This window comes from Pelagerythrobacter marensis, from assembly GCF_001028625.1.
Classification (GTDB): domain Bacteria; phylum Pseudomonadota; class Alphaproteobacteria; order Sphingomonadales; family Sphingomonadaceae; genus Pelagerythrobacter; species Pelagerythrobacter marensis.
Window position 1 is genome coordinate 147,897 of the sequence record NZ_CP011805.1, and the last position, 18,159, is coordinate 166,055.

Consider the following 18,159-nt stretch of genomic DNA (forward strand, 5'->3'; position numbering starts at 1 on the left):
GCGGCGCGCCCGTGCCATCAGCGCCCCCTCATAACTCGCTCGCCTGCATTCGGAAGATCGGCGTGTGCGGCCGATAGGCCGCCATCCGGTCCAGCAGGGCGGGCAGGGTGGTTTCGGCGACGATGATGCCCTGGTGCGCGGGCCTTACGAAGCCGACTTCGGCCATATGTCGGTTGAACGCGATCAGATGGTCGTAAAACCCGAAGGCGTTGAGAAGGCCAACCGGCTTTGTGTGATAGCCGAGCTGCGCCCAGCTGACCGCTTCCCACAGCTCGTCCATCGTGCCCACGCCGCCGGGGATGGTCACGAATCCGTCGGAAAGATCGGTGAAGCGCTGCTTGCGTTCGTGCATTCCCGATACGGTGTGCAGCTGAGTGCAATCGGTGTTGGCGACTTCGCTGCCGGCCAGCGCCTCGGGAATAATGCCGATAACTTCGCCGCCTTCGTCGAGCGCGCCGCCCGCAACCGCGCCCATCAGGCCCAGCCGGCCCCCGCCGTACACGACCCCGATCCCGCGCTGCGCCAAAGTGGCCCCGACCTCGCGCGCGAGTTCGATATAGCGCGGATCGGCGGGCGTGGCGGACCCGCAATAGACGGCAAGACGTTTCATAAATCCTCCCCGTATCGGGGAGGGGGACCAGCCGCAGGCTGGTGGAGGGGTACCATCGGTTTCTCCGTCCGTTGGGAGCAGATCTCGATAATGCGCCTAACTACCGGCTCGATATCTTCAAGCACTAGTTTGGCCGGAACGCGTGTGGTCGCAATGCCTTGCGAACGCAGGAATGCCGAACGACGTGCATCCTTGCGCGCATTGATCTCGTTGTCGTGCGCCCAGCCATCGACCTCGATCGCTAGCCTCGCCTTCGCGCAATAGAAATCGAGAATGTAGTCGCCTGCCGGGTGCTGGCGGCGAAACTTGAACCCGTTCGGCCTCTTCCGAAGCTCTCGCCATAGCAGCGTTTCGGGCAGCGACATCTCGCTGCGCAGCTTGCGAGCCTTGCTGACCGTTTCACGCGGGCCGGTGATCATGGTGAACACGCTTCTTTCAAGGCCCCGATCATGGCGCGTACCCCTCCACCATGCTGCGCATGGTCCCCCTCCCCGGGGCGGGGAGGATCATGCGCTGAGGTCCCCGATCATCAGCCCTGCGGTGGCTTTCGCGCTGCCGACCACGCCGGGAATGCCTGCGCCGGGGTGCGTGCCCGCGCCGACGAGGTAGAGGTTGGCGATCGCATCGTCGCGGTTGTGCGCGCGGAACCAGGCGCTTTGCGTCAGGGTTGGTTCCAGGCTGAATGCGCTGCCTAGATGGGCGTTGAGGTCGAGCGCGAAATCGCGCGGGGCGTAGTGAAAACTGGTGACGATGCGGTCGTGGATATCGGGGATCAGCCGGCGGCCGACCTCGTCGAGAATGCGCCGTTCCAGGATCGGACCGATCTGATCCCAGTCCACCGCCAGCTTGCCCTGATGGGCGACCGGTATCAGCGCATAGAAGGTAGAGCGGCCCGGCGGGGCCATGCCCGGATCGGTCACCGTGGGATGGTGCAGGTAGATCGAGAAATCGGCCGGCAGGACGCCGTTTTCGTAAATGTCTTCCAGCAGCCCCTTGTACCTGGGGCCGAACAGGATCGTGTGGTGCGGGATTCCCGGCCAGGTGCCTTCCAGCCCGAAATGGACCACGAACAGGCTCGGGCTGAACCGCTTGCGCGCCAGCGAACGGGCCTGTTGCGGCCCGCGCTTGGTCCCGCGCAGCAGATCGCGATAGGTGTGCACGATGTCGGCATTGCTGGCGACGGCATCGAACGCCTCGCGCCAGCCGCTGGCGGTTTCAACCTCGGTCACCCGGTTGCCGATCGCGTGAACCTGCGTCACCGCATCGCCCAGCCGCACGGTGCCGCCCAGCCGTTCGAAATGACGCACCATGCCGGCCACCAGCCGGTTTGTGCCCCCGCGCGCCCACCACACGCCGCCGTCCTTTTCCAGCTTGTGGATCAGGGCGTAGATCGCGCTCGTCGTCATCGGATTGCCGCCGACCAGCAGGCTGTGGAAACTGAACGCCTCGCGCAGCCGCTCGTCCTCGATATAGCGCGAGACCATCGAATAGACGGAACGCCAGGCCTGGTGCTGCAGCAGGGCGGGCGCGGCGCGGATCATGGCCCGGAAATCGAGGAAGGGCACGCTGCCCAGCCGCAGATATCCTTCGCGATAGACGCCTTCGGAATAGGCGAGGAATTCCTGATACCCGGCCACGTCGGCGGGATTGATCCGCGCGATTTCGGTGTTGAGCTGCGCCTCGTCGTTCGAATAGTCGAACACCGTCCCGTCAGGCCAGTTGAGGCGATAGAACGGCGCGACCTTCATCAGTTCGACATCTGCATCCATGTCGCTGTCGGTCAGCGCCCACAGTTCGCGCAGGCAGGCCGGATCGGTGATGACGGTGGGGCCCGCGTCGAAGGTAAAGCCTTCGCGTTCCCAGTGGTAGGCGCGGCCGCCCGGCTTGTCCCGCGCTTCGATCACTGTCGTGGCGATCCCGGCCGATTGCAGCCGGATGGCCAGCGCCAGCCCGCCGAAGCCCGAACCGATCACGCAGGCGCGTTTGCCATCGGCGCGCTCGGGCACGAGAGTGCCGGTCGCGGTGGGCTCTTCACGCAGGAAGGATGTCTGCCGGTCGGTGTCGATCATTGCGGGGGACCCTGCAACGGCGGGCCGGTCCGTGCAAGCGCGCCTATTGCACGCGCCACGGGAACCGGCGGCTTTCCGATCAGGAGCCGCGCTTTATCCCCCATCGTCGAGCGCGCGGCGTAGAATCGTTCGATCAGCTTTTCGTCCAGGCGATAGAAGCGCTGGAATATGCGGTAGCGTTCGGCAGGCTGGGCAGCGCCGAACAGCATGGCGCCCAGATGGCGATAGAACCGCGTCCGCCGCCATGTTCGGCGCGCCTGCCGGTCGAGCAGGGCGGCGAGCTGGTCGCCGGGCAGGTCCGCCTGCGCCGAGACGGCCAGCGCAGTCTCGACCGCAAAGGGCAGGGTATAGCTGGTGAGCGGATGCAGGAACCCGCCGGCTGCACCGGCGCGCGCAACCCCGTCAGCCGCTTGTCCGCGCTGCCAGCGGGCGAAATCGCCGCCGGTAATCACCGGCAACACGCCGGCCTCCCCGCCCAGAATATCGCCTTCCAGCCCGTGGCGGCTGCAATAGCGGTCGATCCGGCCCGACAGCGCGCCGCGATCGAGCAGGGGGCTGTCCTGGTAATACGTATCCTCGACGAAGACCTCGTCCGCGCCGAGGGGGAGGACATAGACGAAGCGATAGCCATCGTGTTGGGTCACGGCGGCGTCCATGATCACCGGCCGGGCGATGCCGTGCGGGCGGGGTGTACGCAGGTGGCGGCCGAGGAAGACCTGCCAGCCGCCGGTGAGCCCATCGGCCTGGGCGAAACCGCGGCAGTCGATCACCGCGCGGGCGGAAATCCGATCGTCGTCTGCCAGCGTCACGCCCCCGGCGTCGAGCGCGGCAACCGCGCGCCCGCTCAGGATCGCGTCTGCGGGGAGTTCGCGCCGCAGACCGGCATCGAAATCGGTCGATGCCAGCGAGACGTAGCGGGTGTTCAGCGACCGGCGATAGGCGGGGAAGCGCACATCGTATCCGTCCCAGGCGGTCGTGCGGAACCGGGCAAGCAGGCCCGCGCCCGCTGGGTCGAGATCGCTGGCGAACCAGCTCCACCGGTGGTTGCCGCCCAGAATGTCGCCTTGTTCGATCAGCAGCACCGACACATCGGGCCGTGCGCGATGCAGCGCCAGCGCGATCAGTCCCCCGGCCAGCCCGCCGCCCACGATGGCGATTTCGACACGGCGCAGTTTCATGGTCTTTGCGGTACGAGGTAAAGCCCCGCCGGGCAATCGCCCCGCGCGTTGCACGCCCGCGCCGGAACAGGCGCGCCAGCCGCACGTTGCGAACAGAACACTTGCGGGGACTTCACCTTATGAAATCGACTCTCATGCTCGCCGGCGGGGCGCTGTTCGCGGTGATCGGCGCGCCGGCCCTTGCGCAGGATGGCGAGGCCGCCGGCCCGCCGGACAGGGAAGACAGCGTCTATTCGGGCGACTGGATCACGGTCGGCGCGGGCGCGGTCTATTCGACCAGCTACGACGGGTCGGACGACTACGTCGTTTTCCCCATTCCCATGATCATGGGCAAAGTCGGGCCGGTCAGCATCGCGCCGCGCGCGGGCGGGGTGGCGCTGGACTTTATCGAAAACCCCGATCGGGGCGTGGGGATCGACCTCGGCCTTGTCGTCGGCCTCAATTCCAATCGCGCCAGCAAGATCGAAGATCCGGTGGTCAAGGCCGCGGGCGAGCTGGACCGTGCGGTCGAGATCGGCCCCAGTGCCGGGCTCAGCTTTCCCGGCGTGCTCAATCCCTACGACCGGCTCTCGGTCGGGGTCGATGCCCGGTGGGACGTTGCCGGCGCGCATGAAGGCATGGTGATGAGCCCGAGTGTTTCGTATTTCACGCCGCTCAGCCGGGGCATGATCAGCGTGCTGTCGCTCAGCGCCGAATATGGCGACGACGACTATGCCGATTACTATTACTCGGTCTCGCCTGCGCAGAGCGCCGCCAGCGGCCTGCCACTCTATCAGGCCGACAGCGGGTTCAACAAAGCGGGCGCGACCATGCTGCTCGGCGTCGATCTCGACGGCAATCTCGCCAATGGCGGTCTCGCGGTTTACGGGCTGGGCGGCTATTCGCGGATGCTCGGGGATGCGAAGCGCACCCCCTATACCAGCGTGCGCGGCGATGCGGACCAGTGGTTCGCCGCGCTCGGCGTCGGCTACACCTTCTGAGCAGCCTGCAGGGGTGAATGATGCGGGCGGGGGCGCGGGCTGAACGCCGCGCCCCGCGCCCGTCAGCCCGTCAATCCTCGCCTTCTTCGTCGATCTTCAGTTCCGGCCGCGGGGCGGGCAGCGGCGCATTGCGGTTGCCCGGCTTCAGGTAAGTGTCGAACCACTCCATCATCCGCACGCTGTAATCGTAGCGCGCGGCGGCCTTCTGGTTGCCGTGCCCTTCGCCCGGATAGAGCACCAGCCGCACCGGCGTTTCGGGCTTGCGCGTCTTCATGTGGCGATAAAGCTCGTAGCTTTGCGTCGGCGAAACGCGGGTATCGCTGTCGCCGTGCATGATCAGCAGCGGGGTTTCGGCCTTGTCCACGTGATAGATCGGGCTGCGTTCCATCAGGTGGTCCCATTCTTCCCACGGCCACTTGCGTTCGTGGACAAGGTACATCTCGTTGGGAATGTCGGTCGTGCCGAACTTGCTGACATTGTTGGAAATGCCCACGAACATGACGCCGGCGGCAAATTCCTGCGAGTAATAGGTGGAGCCCCAGGCCGTGGCGAAGCCGCCATAGGACCCGCCGGTCAGGCCCACACGGTCGGGATCGGCGATGCCGGCTTCGACCAGCGCGCGCTTGCCATCGACCAGATCGTCGAATTCCTTGCCCGCGTAATCGCCCTGGTGCTGTTTGGAAAAGGCCGTGCCGTATCCGGTGGAGCCGCGGTAATTGGGCATGAACACGGCATAGCCGCGCCCGGCGGCGACCTGGCCGGGGGAGCTGTAATAGGTCTGCCAGCCGTTCGATTCGTGGGCTTCCGGCCCACCGTGAACGTCGAAGATCACGGGTGCCCCGCCGCGCGGAATGCTGCCGACCGGCTCGATCAGGACGCCTTCGATTTCCTGCCCGTCGCGCGCGGTATAGGTGAAGGTGCGCTGGGCGCCCATGTCGATTTCGGCCAGCCACGGATTGTGCCGGGTCCAGCGGGTGAACTGGCCGTCCGACACGACGTAAAGCTCCGGCGGATGCTCGGGCGAATGGGCCTCGACCGCGATCGTGCCGCCGCCCACTTCCAGATCGCTGAGGATCAGTGCGCCGGGGTCATGCTCTTCCAGCACGTCGCCTTCGGCCGAATAGATCCGCAGCACGCTCTGCGCGCCGACATCGACGATTGCGGCCAGCCGCCCGTCGGGCAGGAATTCCGCATCGCTGGTCGCTTCGGGCGCACCGGCGTTGAGCGCGCGATAGGTGCCGGTGGCGACATCGGCCATGTGCAGCGTGGTCGCCGCCGGGTCGTTCGCATCGACCGCCGCGATCAGCGACAGGCGGCTGCCGTCAGGCGAAATCTCGACATCGCCCAGCTTGCCCGGCGTTTCGACCGCGCGCAGCACGCGCCCGCGGGCAAGATCGAGGATATGCACGCGCTTGGAGGTATAGCTGTCGTCCACCAGCGGCGAAGGCGCGCTTTCGACAATCGCGGTGGTCCCGTCGGATGCGACCTGGATGCCGCTGACGTGGCCGGGGATGTCGATTGCGCGCGGGGCCGAATCGACTTCGTGCCCGACGCGTGCGGCGAAGAGCCGGTTCAGATCCGCCTCCTCCTCGTAAACCACGGCGTCGAAACCGGCTTTCTTGCGCTTGTCCAGCGCCTTGTCGGGCGCGGCGGCGGCCAGCAGGTACAGCGTGGCACCGTCGGGCGACCAGGCATAGTCGCGCAGATGCGCATCTTCGATCTCGGCGAGCTTGCGATGGCCCCCGCCATCGACCGGAATGCCCCAGACCGCGCGCTTTTCATCCTCGGCCTTGTGAAGGAAGCTGACCATCCGCCCATCGGGCGAAAAACGCACGGCCGACACGTCGATATCCGCGGGCAGGAAGTCGCGCGCACTGTCGGGCCCGTATGCCAGCTTGAGCTGGTCTTCGCTGCCGCCGTTGTCTTCGCCTGCGGTGACATCCGGCCTGCGCGACGTGGTATAGGCGATGCGGCTGCCATCGGGTGAAACCGCCAGTTCGCCAACGGTTTCAAGCTTCGCGACATCTTCGGCCGTCATCGGCCGGGCGGCGGCCGTGGCGGCGAGCGAAACCGATGCGAGCAGGGTCGCGGCGCTAACCAGTGTCCGGGTCATGGATTTCCTTTCGAATGAAACTGCCTGCGCGGTCATACAGCCTGTGGCGCGTAGGGCAAACGGCAGGCCGTGCCCCCCTTGCGCCGGACGGCGCGCGCGGGCATCACCCGCGCCGACAGGGAGGATTGCTCGATGAAGTTCAAGGTTCCGCTGGCGGCCGCCGCCGCTTTCGCCGCTGTGCTGGGTGCCGCGCCGGCGCTCGCCGAAACGATCGTGATCCATGCCGGCGCGGTCGTGACCGATGCCGGCAGCGACCCGCGCGGTCCCTCCACCATCACCGTTACCGACGGGCGGATCGTCGCCATCGAAAGCGGCCACCAGCCCGCGCCCGCCGGGGCCGATACGGTGGACCTGTCGGACCGCACCGTCCTGCCCGGCCTGATCGACCTGCACGTCCACCTGACCGGCGATCCGGGCGGCGATTTCTGGAAGGAAGCGGTCGAACCCGACGAATGGGGCGTCGTGGTCGGGGCCAAGAACGCGCGCCTGACCGCGCTGGCCGGGTTCACCACCGTGCGCGAGGCGGGCAGCGCGCAGCACACCGCCTTTGCCCTGCGCCGGGGCACGGAAGAAGGCATGATCCCCGGCCCGCGCATCGTTGCCGCCGGCCCCGCGCTCGCCATCGTCGGCGGCCACGGCGACGTTTCGGGCTTCCGGCCGGATATCAACCACGTTCTCGCATCGGGCTATGCCTGCACCGGCGCGGTCGAATGCGCGGAGAAAGTGCGCCGCGCGAGCCAGAACGGGGCGGACTGGATCAAGATCACCGCGACCGGCGGCGTGCTGAGCCAGCAGGGCCGCGGGCTCGACGCGCACTTCACCAATGCGGAGATGGCGGCGATTGCCGACACCGCGCATTCGTTGGGTCTCAAGGTCATGGCCCATGCCCACGGCGCGCGCGGGGTGGAAGCGGCCAGCAAGGTCGGGATCGACACGATCGAGCACGGCACATATCTCGACGATGGCGCGATCGGGGCGATGAAGGCGAACGGCACCGTGCTGGTCCCGACGCTGATGGCGTTTCAGGGCATTTCGGAACGGCTCGGCACCGGCACTTATACCCCGGTGGTGGAAGAAAAGGTGCGCGCCGTGGCGGAGGCCGCGCGCGTGTTCATGGGCAAGGCGCACCGCGAAGGCGTGCGGATCGCCTTCGGCACCGATGCCGGCGTGTTCGAACATGGCCGCAATGCGGGCGAGTTCCGCCTGATGATCGGGCAGGGCATGTCGAGCCGCGAGGCCTTGGCCAGCGCCACCACGGTGGCCGCCGAAGTGCTGGAGATGGAAAACGAAATCGGCCGCCTGGCCCCCGGCTATTCAGCGGATATCGTCGCGGTGGCGGGCAATCCGCTGGAAGATGCCACGGTGCTGGAAAATGTCGAATGGGTCATGGCGCGGGGCCGTGTGATCGAATAACCGCACCGGTCGAACGGAATGGCCGCCTCGTCGAAGTGCGCCCGCAATCCGCGGCGCTGTGCCTAGGCTGGGCCGATAGATGAACACGCCGACAAACGAATACAGGGGAGATCTCGCATGAATAGCCTTCGCCTCGCGCTTGCCGCGACCACCGCGCTTTCGCTCTGCCTCACCGCGCCCGCCGCATCGGCGGCGGCGCAGGGCGCGGAAACGTCCCCTGTCGAAGCGCGTGAGCAGACCGAGCACGATCGGCTGTTCGCCCTGTTCGCGGCGGCCAACGAGAAGTACCTCGCACTCAATCCGATCATGGCGCTGTTTCGCGGCGACATGCGCTATGCCGACAGGCTCGGCGGCTTCCTGACTGATGAATACAACGCGCAGACCATTGCCTTTGCGCGCGAGAACCTGGCTGCGCTGGCGAAGATCGACCGTACCGCGCTGAACGCCACCGACCAGCTTGCCTACGACGTGTTCGAATACAACCAGCGCAATACGCTGAAGGATTACGCGCCCGATATTCTGGCGCTGACCGAAGTGCGCCCGATCAACCACTTCTTCGGCTACCACACGTTTTACCCGACCTTCGCCAGCGGGCAGGGGGCAGCGCCCTTTAAGACGCTGGAGGATTATCAAAACAACCTCAGCCGTCATGCCGAATATGTCGATCTGATCGACCGTTCCATCGACCGGTTCCGTCAGGGCCAGGCGACGGGCGTTTATGCGACGAAGCTGACCATCGGCAACGTGGTCGAACAGCTCGACACTCAGCTCGCCATGCCGCTGGAAGAATCGCCGCTGTGGGGGCCGGTCGGCATGTTCCCCGACGATTTTTCGGATGCCGACAGGGAACGCCTGACCGAAGACTATCGCGCCGCCGTTCAGGCGATCTATGCCGCGCACGAGCGTCTGCGCGATTACCTGCGCGACGACTATCTGCCGAATGCGCGCGATTCGGTTGGCCTGTCGCAGATGAAGGGCGGGGCGAAGCTGTATGATCGCCTGATCGAAAGCACGACCACGCTGGCGCTGGATGCGAATGAAATCCACGAACTCGGCCTGGCCGAAGTCACGCGGATCAAGACCGGAATGGAAGAGATCAAGGCCGAAGTCGGCTTCGACGGCACGCTCAACGAATTCTTCGATTACGTTCGCACCGATCCCAAGTTTGCGCCGGAAAGCCGCGAGGCGCTGACGCAAAGCTATTACGATATCGGCGAACAGGTCGATGCGAAGATCGGCGAGTATTTCTCGCTCGTCCCCCAGACCCCGCTGGAGATCAAGCCTTACGAACCTTTCCGCGAGAAGTTCGAGGCGGGCGGATCGTACATGTCCGGCGCGCCTGACGGATCGCGGCCGGGCACGTTCTATTTCAACGCCTACGATCTGCCCAGCCGGCTGACGACGGGCAATGTCACGCTCTACCTGCACGAAGGGGCGCCGGGGCATCACTTCCAGATCAGCCTGGCGCAGGAAAACGATGCCTTGCCCGCCTTCATGCGCTTCGGCGGCAATACCGCCTATGTCGAAGGCTGGGCGCTCTATTCCGAAACCCTGGGGTACGAGATGGGCTTCTTCGACGATCCCTGGAATCGCTATGGCACCCTGCAGGACGAACAGCTGCGCGCGATGCGACTGGTGGTCGACACCGGCATTCATGCCAAGGGCTGGACGCGCGAGCAGGCGATTGATTTCATGCTCGAAAATTCGGGCATGACGCGGACCGAAGTCGTGGCCGAAGTCGAACGCTATATCGCTATCCCCAGCCAGGCGCTGGCGTACAAGATCGGCGCGCTCAAGATCCAGCAACTGCGCGAGAAGGCAGAAGAACGGCTGGGCGACGATTTCGACATCAAGGCGTTCCACGCCCAGGTGCTGGGCACCGGCGCGCTGCCGTTGCCGGTGCTGGAGACGAAGATCGACCGCTGGATCGCGGTCGGGGGGCCTTCCGCGCCCGGGGGAGCTTCCGCGCAATGAGCGGCGCGACGATCTGGCACGGCGGCGTCACCCCCGAAGTCGCCGCCCTGACCGAGCTGGGCGATCAGTCGATGCCCGGCCACATCGGGATCGAATTCGTCGAAGTCGGCCCCGATTTCATGCGCGCGCGGATGCCGGTCGATCGCCGGACGCATCAACCGTTTGGCCGGCTTCACGGCGGGGCTTCGGTCGCGCTGGCGGAGACGGTCGGATCGGTCGCGGCGGCGAGCACGATCGACCCCGCGCGCTTTGCCGCGGTGGGCATGGAAATCAACGCCAACCATGTGCGCCCGGCGCGCGACGGCTGGGTCTTCGCCACCGTCCGGGCGGAGAACCTGGGGCGCACGACCCAGATATGGTCGATCCGCATCGAGGACGAGGCGGGCAAGCTGGTCTGCATTTCGCGCCTCACCGTCGCCGTGATCGAGATCGATCGCAAATAGCCACCGCGCAATGCGTGACACGCCCCCCGGCATCGGCTAGACGCGAGCCATCCCCGGGGAGCCTGTCGCGCAATCGCAGGTTGAGAGCGGAATAGCCCGCGACCCGTCGAACCTGATCCCGGTAATACGGGCGGAGGGAGGGAAGCGGTTTTCGCTACAGGAATCCGTGGCCTCGCTCCGAACTTGTACGGAGAGCGATTCTATGGCCGACATCAATTCCCAGTTCGACATCGGCGTGACCACCGGCCCGATCCGCGGCAGCCGCAAGATCCATGTCGGCGCGCGCACCGGCAGCGGCGTGCGCGTCGCCATGCGCGAGATCGATCTGGAGGGCGGCGAACCGCCGGTGCGGGTCTACGACACTTCCGGCCCCTATACCGACCCGGAGGCGCAGATCGACATTCGCCAGGGCCTGCCCGCCCTGCGCCGCGAATGGCAGCTTTCGCGCGGCGACGTGGAAGAATACGAGCCGCGCGAGGTGAAGCCGGAAGACAACGGCCAGCTTGGCCCCGACCGCAGCGGCGGCGTGCCCGCCTTCCCCACCGCGCTGCGCCGCCCGCTGCGCGCGAAAGCCGGCGGCAACATCAGCCAGATGCACTACGCCCGCCGCGGGATCATCACGCCCGAGATGGAATATGTGGCGGAGCGGGAGAACCTGGGCCGCGAATTCGTGCGGCGCGAGATGGACGGCAATTCGTGGGGCGCCGAAATCCCCGAATTCGTCACCCCCGAATTCGTGCGGGACGAGGTCGCCCGCGGCCGCGCGATCATCCCCAGTAACGTCAACCACCCCGAAGCCGAACCGATGGCGATCGGGCGCAATTTCCTGGTCAAGATCAACGCCAATATCGGCAATTCCGCCGTCGCCAGCGACGTCGCGAGCGAAGTCGACAAGATGGTCTGGTCGATCCGCTGGGGTGCGGACACGGTCATGGACCTCTCGACCGGCCGCAACATCCACGACACGCGCGAATGGATCATCCGCAACAGCCCCGTCCCCATCGGCACCGTGCCGATCTACCAGGCGCTGGAGAAAGTCGGCGGCATTGCCGAGGACCTGACCTGGGAAATCTTCCGCGATACGCTGATCGAACAGGCCGAACAGGGCGTCGACTATTTCACCATCCACGCCGGCGTGCGGCTGCCCTATGTCCCGATGACCGCCCGGCGCGTCACCGGCATCGTGTCGCGCGGCGGCTCGATCATGGCGAAATGGTGCCTCGCGCATCACAAGGAGAGCTTCCTCTACGAACGCTTCGACGAGATCACCGAGATCATGAAGGCCTATGACATCGCCTACAGCCTCGGCGACGGCCTGCGCCCCGGCTCTATCGCCGACGCGAATGACGAAGCGCAGTTCGCCGAGCTCTACACGCTGGGCGAACTCACCAAGCGCGCCTGGGAACAGGACGTGCAGGTGATGATCGAGGGCCCCGGCCACGTGCCGATGCACAAGATCAAGGAGAACATGGACAAGCAGCTCGAGGCCTGCGGCGAAGCGCCCTTCTACACGTTGGGCCCGCTCGTCACCGATATCGCGCCCGGCTACGACCACATCACCAGCGGCATCGGCGCGGCGCAGATCGGCTGGTACGGCACCGCCATGCTTTGCTACGTCACCCCCAAGGAGCATCTCGGTCTGCCCGACCGCGACGATGTGAAGGTGGGCGTGGTGACCTACAAGCTCGCCGCCCACGCGGCCGATCTCGCCAAGGGCCACCCGGCAGCGAAAGTGCGCGACGACGCGCTGTCAAAGGCTCGCTTCGAATTCCGCTGGCGCGACCAGTTCAACCTCAGCCTCGACCCCGACACCGCCGAGCAGTACCACGACCAGACGCTCCCCGCCGAAGGCGCCAAGACCGCCCACTTCTGCTCGATGTGCGGGCCGAAGTTCTGCAGCATGAAGATCACGCAGGAAGTGCGCGACTTCGCGGCGAAGCAGAACTCGGATAGCTATCTCGCGGCAACCGCGCCGGTCGAGGGTGCCGACGAGGGTATGGATGAGATGGCCGAAAAGTACCGCGAGGGCGGCGATCTCTACATGCCGGCCAAATGATCTTCCGTCGCCTGTTCGAGCGCAAATCGCCGCCCGATCCACTGGCCTGTGAGGATTCGCTGACCCTACAGATGTTGCAGGGCGATTGGCAGTGCTCCTGCTGCGGGGAATGGTTCCATGGTATTACCGATCTCACGGCGGATCATCCTGATCCCTGGAGCTACGGCGCGAGCCATGAACCCAACTCCGCGCTACGGAGGGACGGCGACTTCCTCTCTGAGGATTTTTGCGTGCTCGATGGTGAGCATTTTCTCGTCCGCTGCGTGCTGGAGTTTCCCGTGTGCGGGCTGGAGCATTCCTGGGGGTTCGGCTGCTGGTCGTCGCTCAGCCGGGAGAACTTCGAGGAGTATGTCGAGGGTTTCGACAGTGGAGAGTACGAAGACGCGGGGCCATGGTTCGGCTGGCTGTGCAACAGCCTCAAGCCGCATCTCGTCGATCCTGTCGCAGTAGACGTATGTCCACGCTCGGGCCAACAAAGGCCGCGTCTGCTTGTAGTCGATGAGGATCACCCGATCGCCGTAGCCCAGCGGAAGGGGCTCTCCGCACGGGATCTTCTGGAAATCCTGCGAGCCAACGGTCACGGCCCGACAATACAGTAGCGAAGCGGCTCTCCTCGAATTCCGCTGGCGCGACCGGTTCTTGCCTGAGCCTCGTCCCCGGCACCGCCGAGCAATATCACGACCAGACGCTCTCCGCGGAAGTCGCCGAGACCGACCACGTCCGCTCGATGTGCGGGCCCGGGCCGAGGCCGCTTAGCGGCCGACGCGAACGAGCGAAGCGAGGACAACTTCTGCTCGATGAAGATCACGCAGGAAGTGCGGGACTTTGCGGCGAAACAGAACTCGGACGGCTACCTTGCGGCGGCGACGCCGGTTGAGGGGGCCGAGGCCGAGGGGGATGGAGAAGATGAGTAAGGTTTACCGGGAGAAGGGGGAGAAGCTATATCTCCCGGATGAGTAAATGGGATTCGCTCGATTGCGACCTAACATCGCACGATAGGTTGCAAACCAGACCCAAGCGCTTTACGAGAACAGATGGAGAACAAGGAGCGCTCAAGTGATCATTGAGGTATTCGAGAATTTGTTGAACAGTCTCGATGGCGAGGGGCGGGAGCGATATGGAGATGCGTGGGTTGGCCTCGTTGGTGAAAGGCTTGAGCAACTCCGTTCCGATTATAATGAGCTGACAGACCCCGGTCGTACCATAATCGACTATGGAGATTTGGCGACCCAAGCCGCTTACGTGTATGCATATGGGGTAGGGCGAGCATTTTTTACCTACGAACTTTTGAAGAAGCATCGCAAAGAACTCGAGGAGCCAATTTTTAGCGCCGATGTCGCGAGGGTCACAAGTCTGGGTGGAGGTCCGGGTAGCGAGCTCGCGGGCCTGGTCATGTATCTTCTAGATGAATCCAGCGGTGAAAGCGTCGAATCTATAAAGTATTGGGTGCTCGATAAAGATTCGGAGTGGGAACACCCTTGCCAAGCTTTGATCGATGATCTCTCAAATCACTTACCGATCAAATTGATCTATGACGAGCTTGATCTCGCAAACCAGAAAGAATGCAAAGCGATCTCGCTGGAAGGCGATGATCTTTTAATATTGAGTTTTGTCATATCGGAGTTGTGTGCTCTTGAAGACAAGAATGAGATACTTGAAGGTTTGAGGCATTTATACGGTACGATGGATAGTGGTTCATATATTTTTTATAATGACAGCAATGCATACAGCTTTTATAAGTTCTTTAATGACTCTAAAACTTTTGTGAAAGGTTTTGGAAGAGCTAGTCAAGTTAATGAGGTTATAGAGGAAATTGCGTTTAAAGAGGAATTGGGGGGAACTTATTCGAGTTACTCATGCGCTTACGATGCTACTCCGCACACGACGAGCGATGCGCTTTCGAAGTTTTTGAGAAGGGTGTGAAATGAGAGACTTGTTCTCTCTCGACCGACAATTTGAGGCTCTAGACTTGCCCGACGCGGATGTTTCAATCCTGCATCAGATTGAGATGCCGTTATCGTATCCTGAAATGCTTCGGAGATTGATTGATGACACTAAGTGGCGTCAGGAGCAGGTTCGCGTATACGGTAAGGTGCATGACCAGCCCCGCCTTGTGGCTTTATATGCCGACAAGGGAAAGACCTATGATTATTCAGGAATTTCTCTTCATCCTCTTCCTTGGACCGATTTATTGCGTGAAATAAAACGGCGGGTTGAAGACTGCACCGATGCAACATTCAATGCAGTGTTCTTGAATCTGTATCGGGATCACAACGACAGCATGGGTTTCCACAGCGATAACGAAAAGGAATTAGGAAAGAATCCAATCATAGCATCGGTGACATTCGGGGCCACCCGGACTTTTGTGATGAAACATAAGTTCGCCAAAGAGATTCCGCCTGTAAAAATTCCTCTAGAGGCAGGCACCGTGCTTTTGATGAAAGGGTCTACACAGCACAACTGGAAGCACGGCATTAATAAGCAGACTCGACCGTGCGGACCACGTGTGAATTTGACGTTTAGAACGCTTCTCTCCTGAGGACGAGGCCATGACCTACGCCCGCAACGCCTCCGGCCTTTCTACCACGGCGCCCGCGCCGATCTCGCGCCGGGCGACCTGCTCTCGCCCGGCTTCACCTCCAACTACGCCGACCGAAAGCTGTCGTGGATTTACTTTTCCGGTACGATCGACGCGGCGGTCTGGGGGTGTGAACTGGCCAAGGGCGAGGGCCGGGAGCGCATCTATATCGTCGAGCCGACCGGCGCGTTCGAGGACGACCCCAACCTCACCAACAAGCGCTTCCCCGGCAACCCGACCGAGTCGTACCGCTCGCGCGAGCCGCTCAAGGTCGTCGGCGAGGTCGAGACGTGGGAACCCCATCCGCCCGAGCGGTTGGCGGAGATGAAGGCGGCGCTTGCGCGGATGGAAGCCGAGGGCGGGCCCGAAATCATCGACTGAGCCCCCCACCGCCTCCACCCCGCACGCCCCACCGGCAAAAACCATTTTCCTACAGGGCCCCATCTGTGCCTTATCCTGCGCGATGAGCACGCATCCCGATCCCTCCGCCTTCGCCGCAGGGGCCGCCAGCGGCCCGGACGGCGGCGAAACCTCCGCCGCGTCCCCCGCCTCTTGCTCCGCCGCGTCCGGTGGGGAGGGGGGCGGGGGCGGGCCAGCCACTCGCCACGATGGCTGGACGCTCGAGCGGCAGGCGGGCTTCCTGCGCGCGCTGTCGGCCACGCATTCGGTCAGCGCGGCGGCGAAGTCGGTCGGGATGAGCCGTCAGTCGGCCTATCGCCTGCGTTCCCGCCTGAAGGGCAAGGCCTTCGATCTGGCGTGGGAAGTCGCCTTCCACCACAGTTACGACGTGCTCGCCCATGCCGCGCTCGAGCGCGCGCTCAACGGGGTGGAGGTGCCGGTCTATTTCCAGGGCGAGCAGGTCGGGACTTACCGCCGGTATGACGAGCGGCTGACGGTCGCGCTGCTCAACCGCTTCACGCTCGGCGGCAATCCGGTGTTCGGGCGGCTCGGCCCTCGCGCCGAACTGCACGCGCGCGATTTCGAGGCGCTGCTGGCGCGGGTCGAGGCGGGCGAGGCGGTCGATACTGGCGCGCCGGGGCCGGATGAACCGGGCGAGCTGGAGACGATCCTGCGCCAGAGCAGCGCGAAGGCGACATACAGCCCCTCCGCCACCTGTCCGTCCGGCTGGAGCGACGACGAATTGATCGCGGCTTTACAGGGGCTTGGCGGCGAGAGCGAAAAGTGACGCGGTGTCGCCTTCGTCACCCGCCGATGGTCGGCGGCCGCGCAGTTCGGCGGATCACTTGCTCAGCGCGACCAGTTCCCGGTCCAGCGCCTGGAGGAAGCGGGATCGGTCCGCCCTCGCGAACGGGGGCGGGCCGCCGCCGCTGGCGCCCAGCGGGCCATCCATCCCCGCGCGCAGGTCGGCCATGATCGCGCGGGTGGCGATCGCGCCGCCGATGCTGGCGGAATCGAACGGCCTGCCGTTGTGGGCGATGACCCTCGCGCCCGCCTTCAGGCAGCGTTCGGCCAGCAGGATATCGGCCGTCACCACCACGCAGCGCGGGGCCGCGCGGACAGCCTCCTCCGCAATCCAGTCATCCGCCGCGTCGAACGCGTCGGACACGACCACGCGGCGGATGCGCGGGCTTTGCGGCACGCGGAAGGGGGCGTTGCTGACCACGGCGACATGGGCGCGGTAGCGTTCGGCGACGCGGTAGATCTCCTCCTTCACCGGGCAGGCGTCGGCATCGACGAGGATGGTGAGAGGGGGGCGGTCGGCGTTCACCCGGCGCGCTCTAGCGTCCCTGTCGCGCGAAGTCATTGGCGGGTACGCGTTCGGGCCATTCGCGCACGGCGCTGGCCATTCGCCCCCGCCGCGCCCATAGGCCCGCGAAAGAAAGGAGGCCCCCGATGGCCGATCTCTATCTCAAATCCATGCAGTCGGAGCGCAAGGCGCTGTGGGCGACCTGCCGGCTCAAGGGGCTGGCCAGGGACACGCCCGAACGCCGCCGGATCGCCGAACTGGACGAAGCGATGGCGGCCCACGCCCGCAAGCAGGGGCGTGACGCTGGCGGCGGCGCGGGGGGTGGCGGCGGCGGCGGCGGCGGGGAATAGCCGGCGTGCGGCTCAGGCGTTTTTCATATTCTCTAGCCCCTTGATCCCGCCGGGTTTGAGGCTGGGGTTGGAGGCATTCTGTTTCGGCGCCTTTTCCGCCTTGGGTTTGCGGATTTCGCGGTTCGATTTGCGTTGGCCCTTGGCCATGATCGTTTTCCTAGCGGGGCGGGGTGCCCCGCCGGCCACGATACGCGCTTTATGCGCGCGCCCTGCATGAAATCGTCCCCCGCGGGCAGGCCGGCCGATTTTACTGGAAACCCGCGGCGTGCTTCCCATTTTGGTATATGACAAAGCCGCAACCACAAAAGGAGCATGTCGCTATGCAGGTCCAGTTCAATTCCGACTCGTCGGTCATGGGTACGGAAAACGTCGCCGAACGGATCGAGGCCAGCGTGCGCGAGAAGCTGGCGCGGTTCGAAGAACGGCTGACCCGGCTCGAAATCCATGTGCGTGACGAGAACGGATCGAAGGGCGGGGCGAACGACAAGGCCTGCACGATAGAGGCGCGCCCGCGCGGCGGCCGCGCGATCGGGGTGACCGAACATGCCGCGACAGTGGACGATGCCGCGCGCAAGGCAGCGAACACGCTTGCCCAGCGGCTCGAACGGCATTTCGGCAAGGAAGCGAAACACAGCCACGATCCGCGCCCCGAAAAGGCGCTGTAGCACGGTCTGCCGCCCTCGCACG

At 64.7% G+C, this 18,159-nt stretch carries 18 protein-coding genes, 2 pseudogenes and 1 riboswitch; of the genes and pseudogenes, 13 read left to right on the forward strand and 7 right to left on the reverse strand.

Annotated features, from left to right (window positions below):
- Positions 1–28: 28 nt before the first annotated feature.
- The 4 genes from AM2010_RS00785 to crtY all read right to left on the reverse strand — a co-directional run bounded on the left by AM2010_RS00785 (position 29) and on the right by crtY (position 3,857).
- Positions 29–610 carry an LOG family protein gene (locus tag AM2010_RS00785; protein ID WP_047805463.1) on the reverse strand — a complete coding sequence of 194 codons (582 nt, stop codon included), beginning with the start codon at positions 608–610 and terminating at the stop codon, positions 29–31.
- Positions 607–1,029 (reverse strand): endonuclease domain-containing protein, encoded by a 423-nt coding sequence (locus AM2010_RS00790; RefSeq protein ID WP_047805464.1) that lies wholly within the window; start codon positions 1,027–1,029, stop codon positions 607–609. The genes AM2010_RS00785 and AM2010_RS00790 overlap by 4 nt, the downstream gene beginning before the upstream one ends.
- A gap of 87 nt (positions 1,030–1,116) precedes the next feature.
- Positions 1,117–2,679 carry a phytoene desaturase gene (locus AM2010_RS00795; protein WP_082132754.1) on the reverse strand — a complete coding sequence of 521 codons (1,563 nt, stop codon included), beginning with the start codon at positions 2,677–2,679 and terminating at the stop codon, positions 1,117–1,119.
- On the reverse strand, positions 2,676–3,857 hold the full coding sequence (gene crtY / locus AM2010_RS00800) for a lycopene beta-cyclase CrtY (RefSeq protein ID WP_047805465.1): 1,182 nt from the start codon (positions 3,855–3,857) through the stop codon (positions 2,676–2,678). Before crtY ends, AM2010_RS00795 begins: the two co-directional genes overlap by 4 nt.
- Before the next feature lie 119 nt (positions 3,858–3,976).
- Between crtY and AM2010_RS00805 the strand changes: the two genes are divergently transcribed.
- Positions 3,977–4,837 (forward strand): MipA/OmpV family protein, encoded by an 861-nt coding sequence (locus tag AM2010_RS00805; protein WP_047805466.1) that lies wholly within the window; start codon positions 3,977–3,979, stop codon positions 4,835–4,837.
- 70 nt (positions 4,838–4,907) lie between these two features.
- On the opposite strand, the gene AM2010_RS00810 is transcribed toward AM2010_RS00805, so the two are convergent.
- The gene (locus AM2010_RS00810; RefSeq protein ID WP_047807563.1) at positions 4,908–6,950 is read right to left on the reverse strand and encodes a S9 family peptidase; all 2,043 of its coding nucleotides are present in this window, start codon (positions 6,948–6,950) and stop codon (positions 4,908–4,910) included.
- A 132-nt stretch (positions 6,951–7,082) separates the two neighbouring features.
- Here AM2010_RS00810 and AM2010_RS00815 point away from each other — a divergent pair, with 132 nt between their 5' ends.
- The 10 genes and pseudogenes from AM2010_RS00815 to AM2010_RS13620 all read left to right on the forward strand — a co-directional run bounded on the left by AM2010_RS00815 (position 7,083) and on the right by AM2010_RS13620 (position 16,600).
- On the forward strand, positions 7,083–8,363 hold the full coding sequence (locus AM2010_RS00815) for a metal-dependent hydrolase family protein (RefSeq protein ID WP_047805467.1): 1,281 nt from the start codon (positions 7,083–7,085) through the stop codon (positions 8,361–8,363).
- A gap of 117 nt (positions 8,364–8,480) precedes the next feature.
- Positions 8,481–10,337, forward strand: a complete 1,857-nt coding sequence (locus AM2010_RS00820) for a DUF885 domain-containing protein (protein WP_047805468.1) — start codon at positions 8,481–8,483, stop codon at positions 10,335–10,337.
- Positions 10,334–10,780, forward strand: coding sequence for a hotdog fold thioesterase (locus tag AM2010_RS00825; protein ID WP_047805469.1), 447 nt, complete (start codon positions 10,334–10,336; stop codon positions 10,778–10,780). Before AM2010_RS00820 ends, AM2010_RS00825 begins: the two co-directional genes overlap by 4 nt.
- Positions 10,781–10,824: 44 nt before the next feature.
- Positions 10,825–10,936: riboswitch (TPP riboswitch) on the forward strand.
- 46 nt (positions 10,937–10,982) lie between these two features.
- Positions 10,983–12,836 carry a phosphomethylpyrimidine synthase ThiC gene (thiC, locus tag AM2010_RS00830; RefSeq protein ID WP_047805470.1) on the forward strand — a complete coding sequence of 618 codons (1,854 nt, stop codon included), beginning with the start codon at positions 10,983–10,985 and terminating at the stop codon, positions 12,834–12,836.
- Between the two features lie 71 nt (positions 12,837–12,907).
- Positions 12,908–13,435: a DUF2199 domain-containing protein gene (locus AM2010_RS13875; RefSeq protein ID WP_420834975.1), complete on the forward strand. Its 528-nt coding sequence runs from the start codon at positions 12,908–12,910 to the stop codon at positions 13,433–13,435.
- Positions 13,407–13,796, forward strand: a pseudogene (locus AM2010_RS14360) (hypothetical protein); the annotation flags it as partial. The gene AM2010_RS13875 and the pseudogene AM2010_RS14360, both read left to right, overlap by 29 nt.
- Positions 13,797–13,892: 96 nt before the next feature.
- Positions 13,893–14,759: a hypothetical protein gene (locus tag AM2010_RS00840; protein ID WP_047805472.1), complete on the forward strand. Its 867-nt coding sequence runs from the start codon at positions 13,893–13,895 to the stop codon at positions 14,757–14,759.
- 1 nt (position 14,760) lies between these two features.
- Positions 14,761–15,375, forward strand: coding sequence for an alpha-ketoglutarate-dependent dioxygenase AlkB family protein (locus tag AM2010_RS00845; protein ID WP_047805473.1), 615 nt, complete (start codon positions 14,761–14,763; stop codon positions 15,373–15,375).
- 9 nt (positions 15,376–15,384) lie between these two features.
- Positions 15,385–15,795: pseudogene (gene arr, locus AM2010_RS13880) on the forward strand (NAD(+)--rifampin ADP-ribosyltransferase); the annotation flags it as partial.
- 82 nt (positions 15,796–15,877) lie between these two features.
- A complete protein-coding gene (locus tag AM2010_RS13620; protein ID WP_053043821.1) occupies positions 15,878–16,600 on the forward strand; it encodes a hypothetical protein in 723 nt (240 codons plus the stop codon).
- A gap of 54 nt (positions 16,601–16,654) precedes the next feature.
- On the opposite strand, the gene AM2010_RS00860 is transcribed toward AM2010_RS13620, so the two are convergent.
- Positions 16,655–17,143: a YaiI/YqxD family protein gene (locus tag AM2010_RS00860; protein ID WP_236699477.1), complete on the reverse strand. Its 489-nt coding sequence runs from the start codon at positions 17,141–17,143 to the stop codon at positions 16,655–16,657.
- 125 nt (positions 17,144–17,268) lie between these two features.
- Between AM2010_RS00860 and AM2010_RS00865 the strand changes: the two genes are divergently transcribed.
- Complete coding sequence (locus AM2010_RS00865) at positions 17,269–17,472, forward strand: hypothetical protein (protein WP_047805476.1); 204 nt, start codon at positions 17,269–17,271, stop codon at positions 17,470–17,472.
- A 12-nt stretch (positions 17,473–17,484) separates the two neighbouring features.
- On the opposite strand, the gene AM2010_RS14450 is transcribed toward AM2010_RS00865, so the two are convergent.
- Positions 17,485–17,619: a hypothetical protein gene (locus AM2010_RS14450; protein WP_269084055.1), complete on the reverse strand. Its 135-nt coding sequence runs from the start codon at positions 17,617–17,619 to the stop codon at positions 17,485–17,487.
- A gap of 173 nt (positions 17,620–17,792) precedes the next feature.
- On the opposite strand from AM2010_RS14450, the gene AM2010_RS00870 reads away from it, so the two are divergent.
- Positions 17,793–18,137, forward strand: a complete 345-nt coding sequence (locus tag AM2010_RS00870) for an HPF/RaiA family ribosome-associated protein (RefSeq protein ID WP_047805477.1) — start codon at positions 17,793–17,795, stop codon at positions 18,135–18,137.
- The last annotated feature ends 22 nt before the right edge of the window (positions 18,138–18,159 follow it).

What these genes read in the sequence shown, in the direction of transcription:
- AM2010_RS00785 (WP_047805463.1), bottom strand. Translation starts at nt 610, where the DNA reads ATGAAACGTCTTGCCGTCTATTGCGGGTCCGCCACGCCCGCCGATCCG.
- AM2010_RS00810 (WP_047807563.1), bottom strand. Translation starts at nt 6,950, where the DNA reads ATGACCCGGACACTGGTTAGCGCCGCGACCCTGCTCGCATCGGTTTCG.
- AM2010_RS00865 (WP_047805476.1), top strand. Translation starts at nt 17,269, where the DNA reads ATGGCCGATCTCTATCTCAAATCCATGCAGTCGGAGCGCAAGGCGCTG.
- AM2010_RS00845 (WP_047805473.1), top strand. Translation starts at nt 14,761, where the DNA reads ATGAGAGACTTGTTCTCTCTCGACCGACAATTTGAGGCTCTAGACTTG.
- AM2010_RS00870 (WP_047805477.1), top strand. Translation starts at nt 17,793, where the DNA reads ATGCAGGTCCAGTTCAATTCCGACTCGTCGGTCATGGGTACGGAAAAC.
- crtY (WP_047805465.1), bottom strand. Translation starts at nt 3,857, where the DNA reads ATGAAACTGCGCCGTGTCGAAATCGCCATCGTGGGCGGCGGGCTGGCC.
- AM2010_RS00805 (WP_047805466.1), top strand. Translation starts at nt 3,977, where the DNA reads ATGAAATCGACTCTCATGCTCGCCGGCGGGGCGCTGTTCGCGGTGATC.
- AM2010_RS00815 (WP_047805467.1), top strand. Translation starts at nt 7,083, where the DNA reads ATGAAGTTCAAGGTTCCGCTGGCGGCCGCCGCCGCTTTCGCCGCTGTG.
- AM2010_RS00795 (WP_082132754.1), bottom strand. Translation starts at nt 2,679, where the DNA reads ATGATCGACACCGACCGGCAGACATCCTTCCTGCGTGAAGAGCCCACC.
- AM2010_RS00820 (WP_047805468.1), top strand. Translation starts at nt 8,481, where the DNA reads ATGAATAGCCTTCGCCTCGCGCTTGCCGCGACCACCGCGCTTTCGCTC.
- thiC (WP_047805470.1), top strand. Translation starts at nt 10,983, where the DNA reads ATGGCCGACATCAATTCCCAGTTCGACATCGGCGTGACCACCGGCCCG.
- AM2010_RS00790 (WP_047805464.1), bottom strand. Translation starts at nt 1,029, where the DNA reads ATGATCACCGGCCCGCGTGAAACGGTCAGCAAGGCTCGCAAGCTGCGC.
- AM2010_RS13620 (WP_053043821.1), top strand. Translation starts at nt 15,878, where the DNA reads ATGAGCACGCATCCCGATCCCTCCGCCTTCGCCGCAGGGGCCGCCAGC.
- AM2010_RS14450 (WP_269084055.1), bottom strand. Translation starts at nt 17,619, where the DNA reads ATGGCCAAGGGCCAACGCAAATCGAACCGCGAAATCCGCAAACCCAAG.
- AM2010_RS13875 (WP_420834975.1), top strand. Translation starts at nt 12,908, where the DNA reads ATGTTGCAGGGCGATTGGCAGTGCTCCTGCTGCGGGGAATGGTTCCAT.
- AM2010_RS00825 (WP_047805469.1), top strand. Translation starts at nt 10,334, where the DNA reads ATGAGCGGCGCGACGATCTGGCACGGCGGCGTCACCCCCGAAGTCGCC.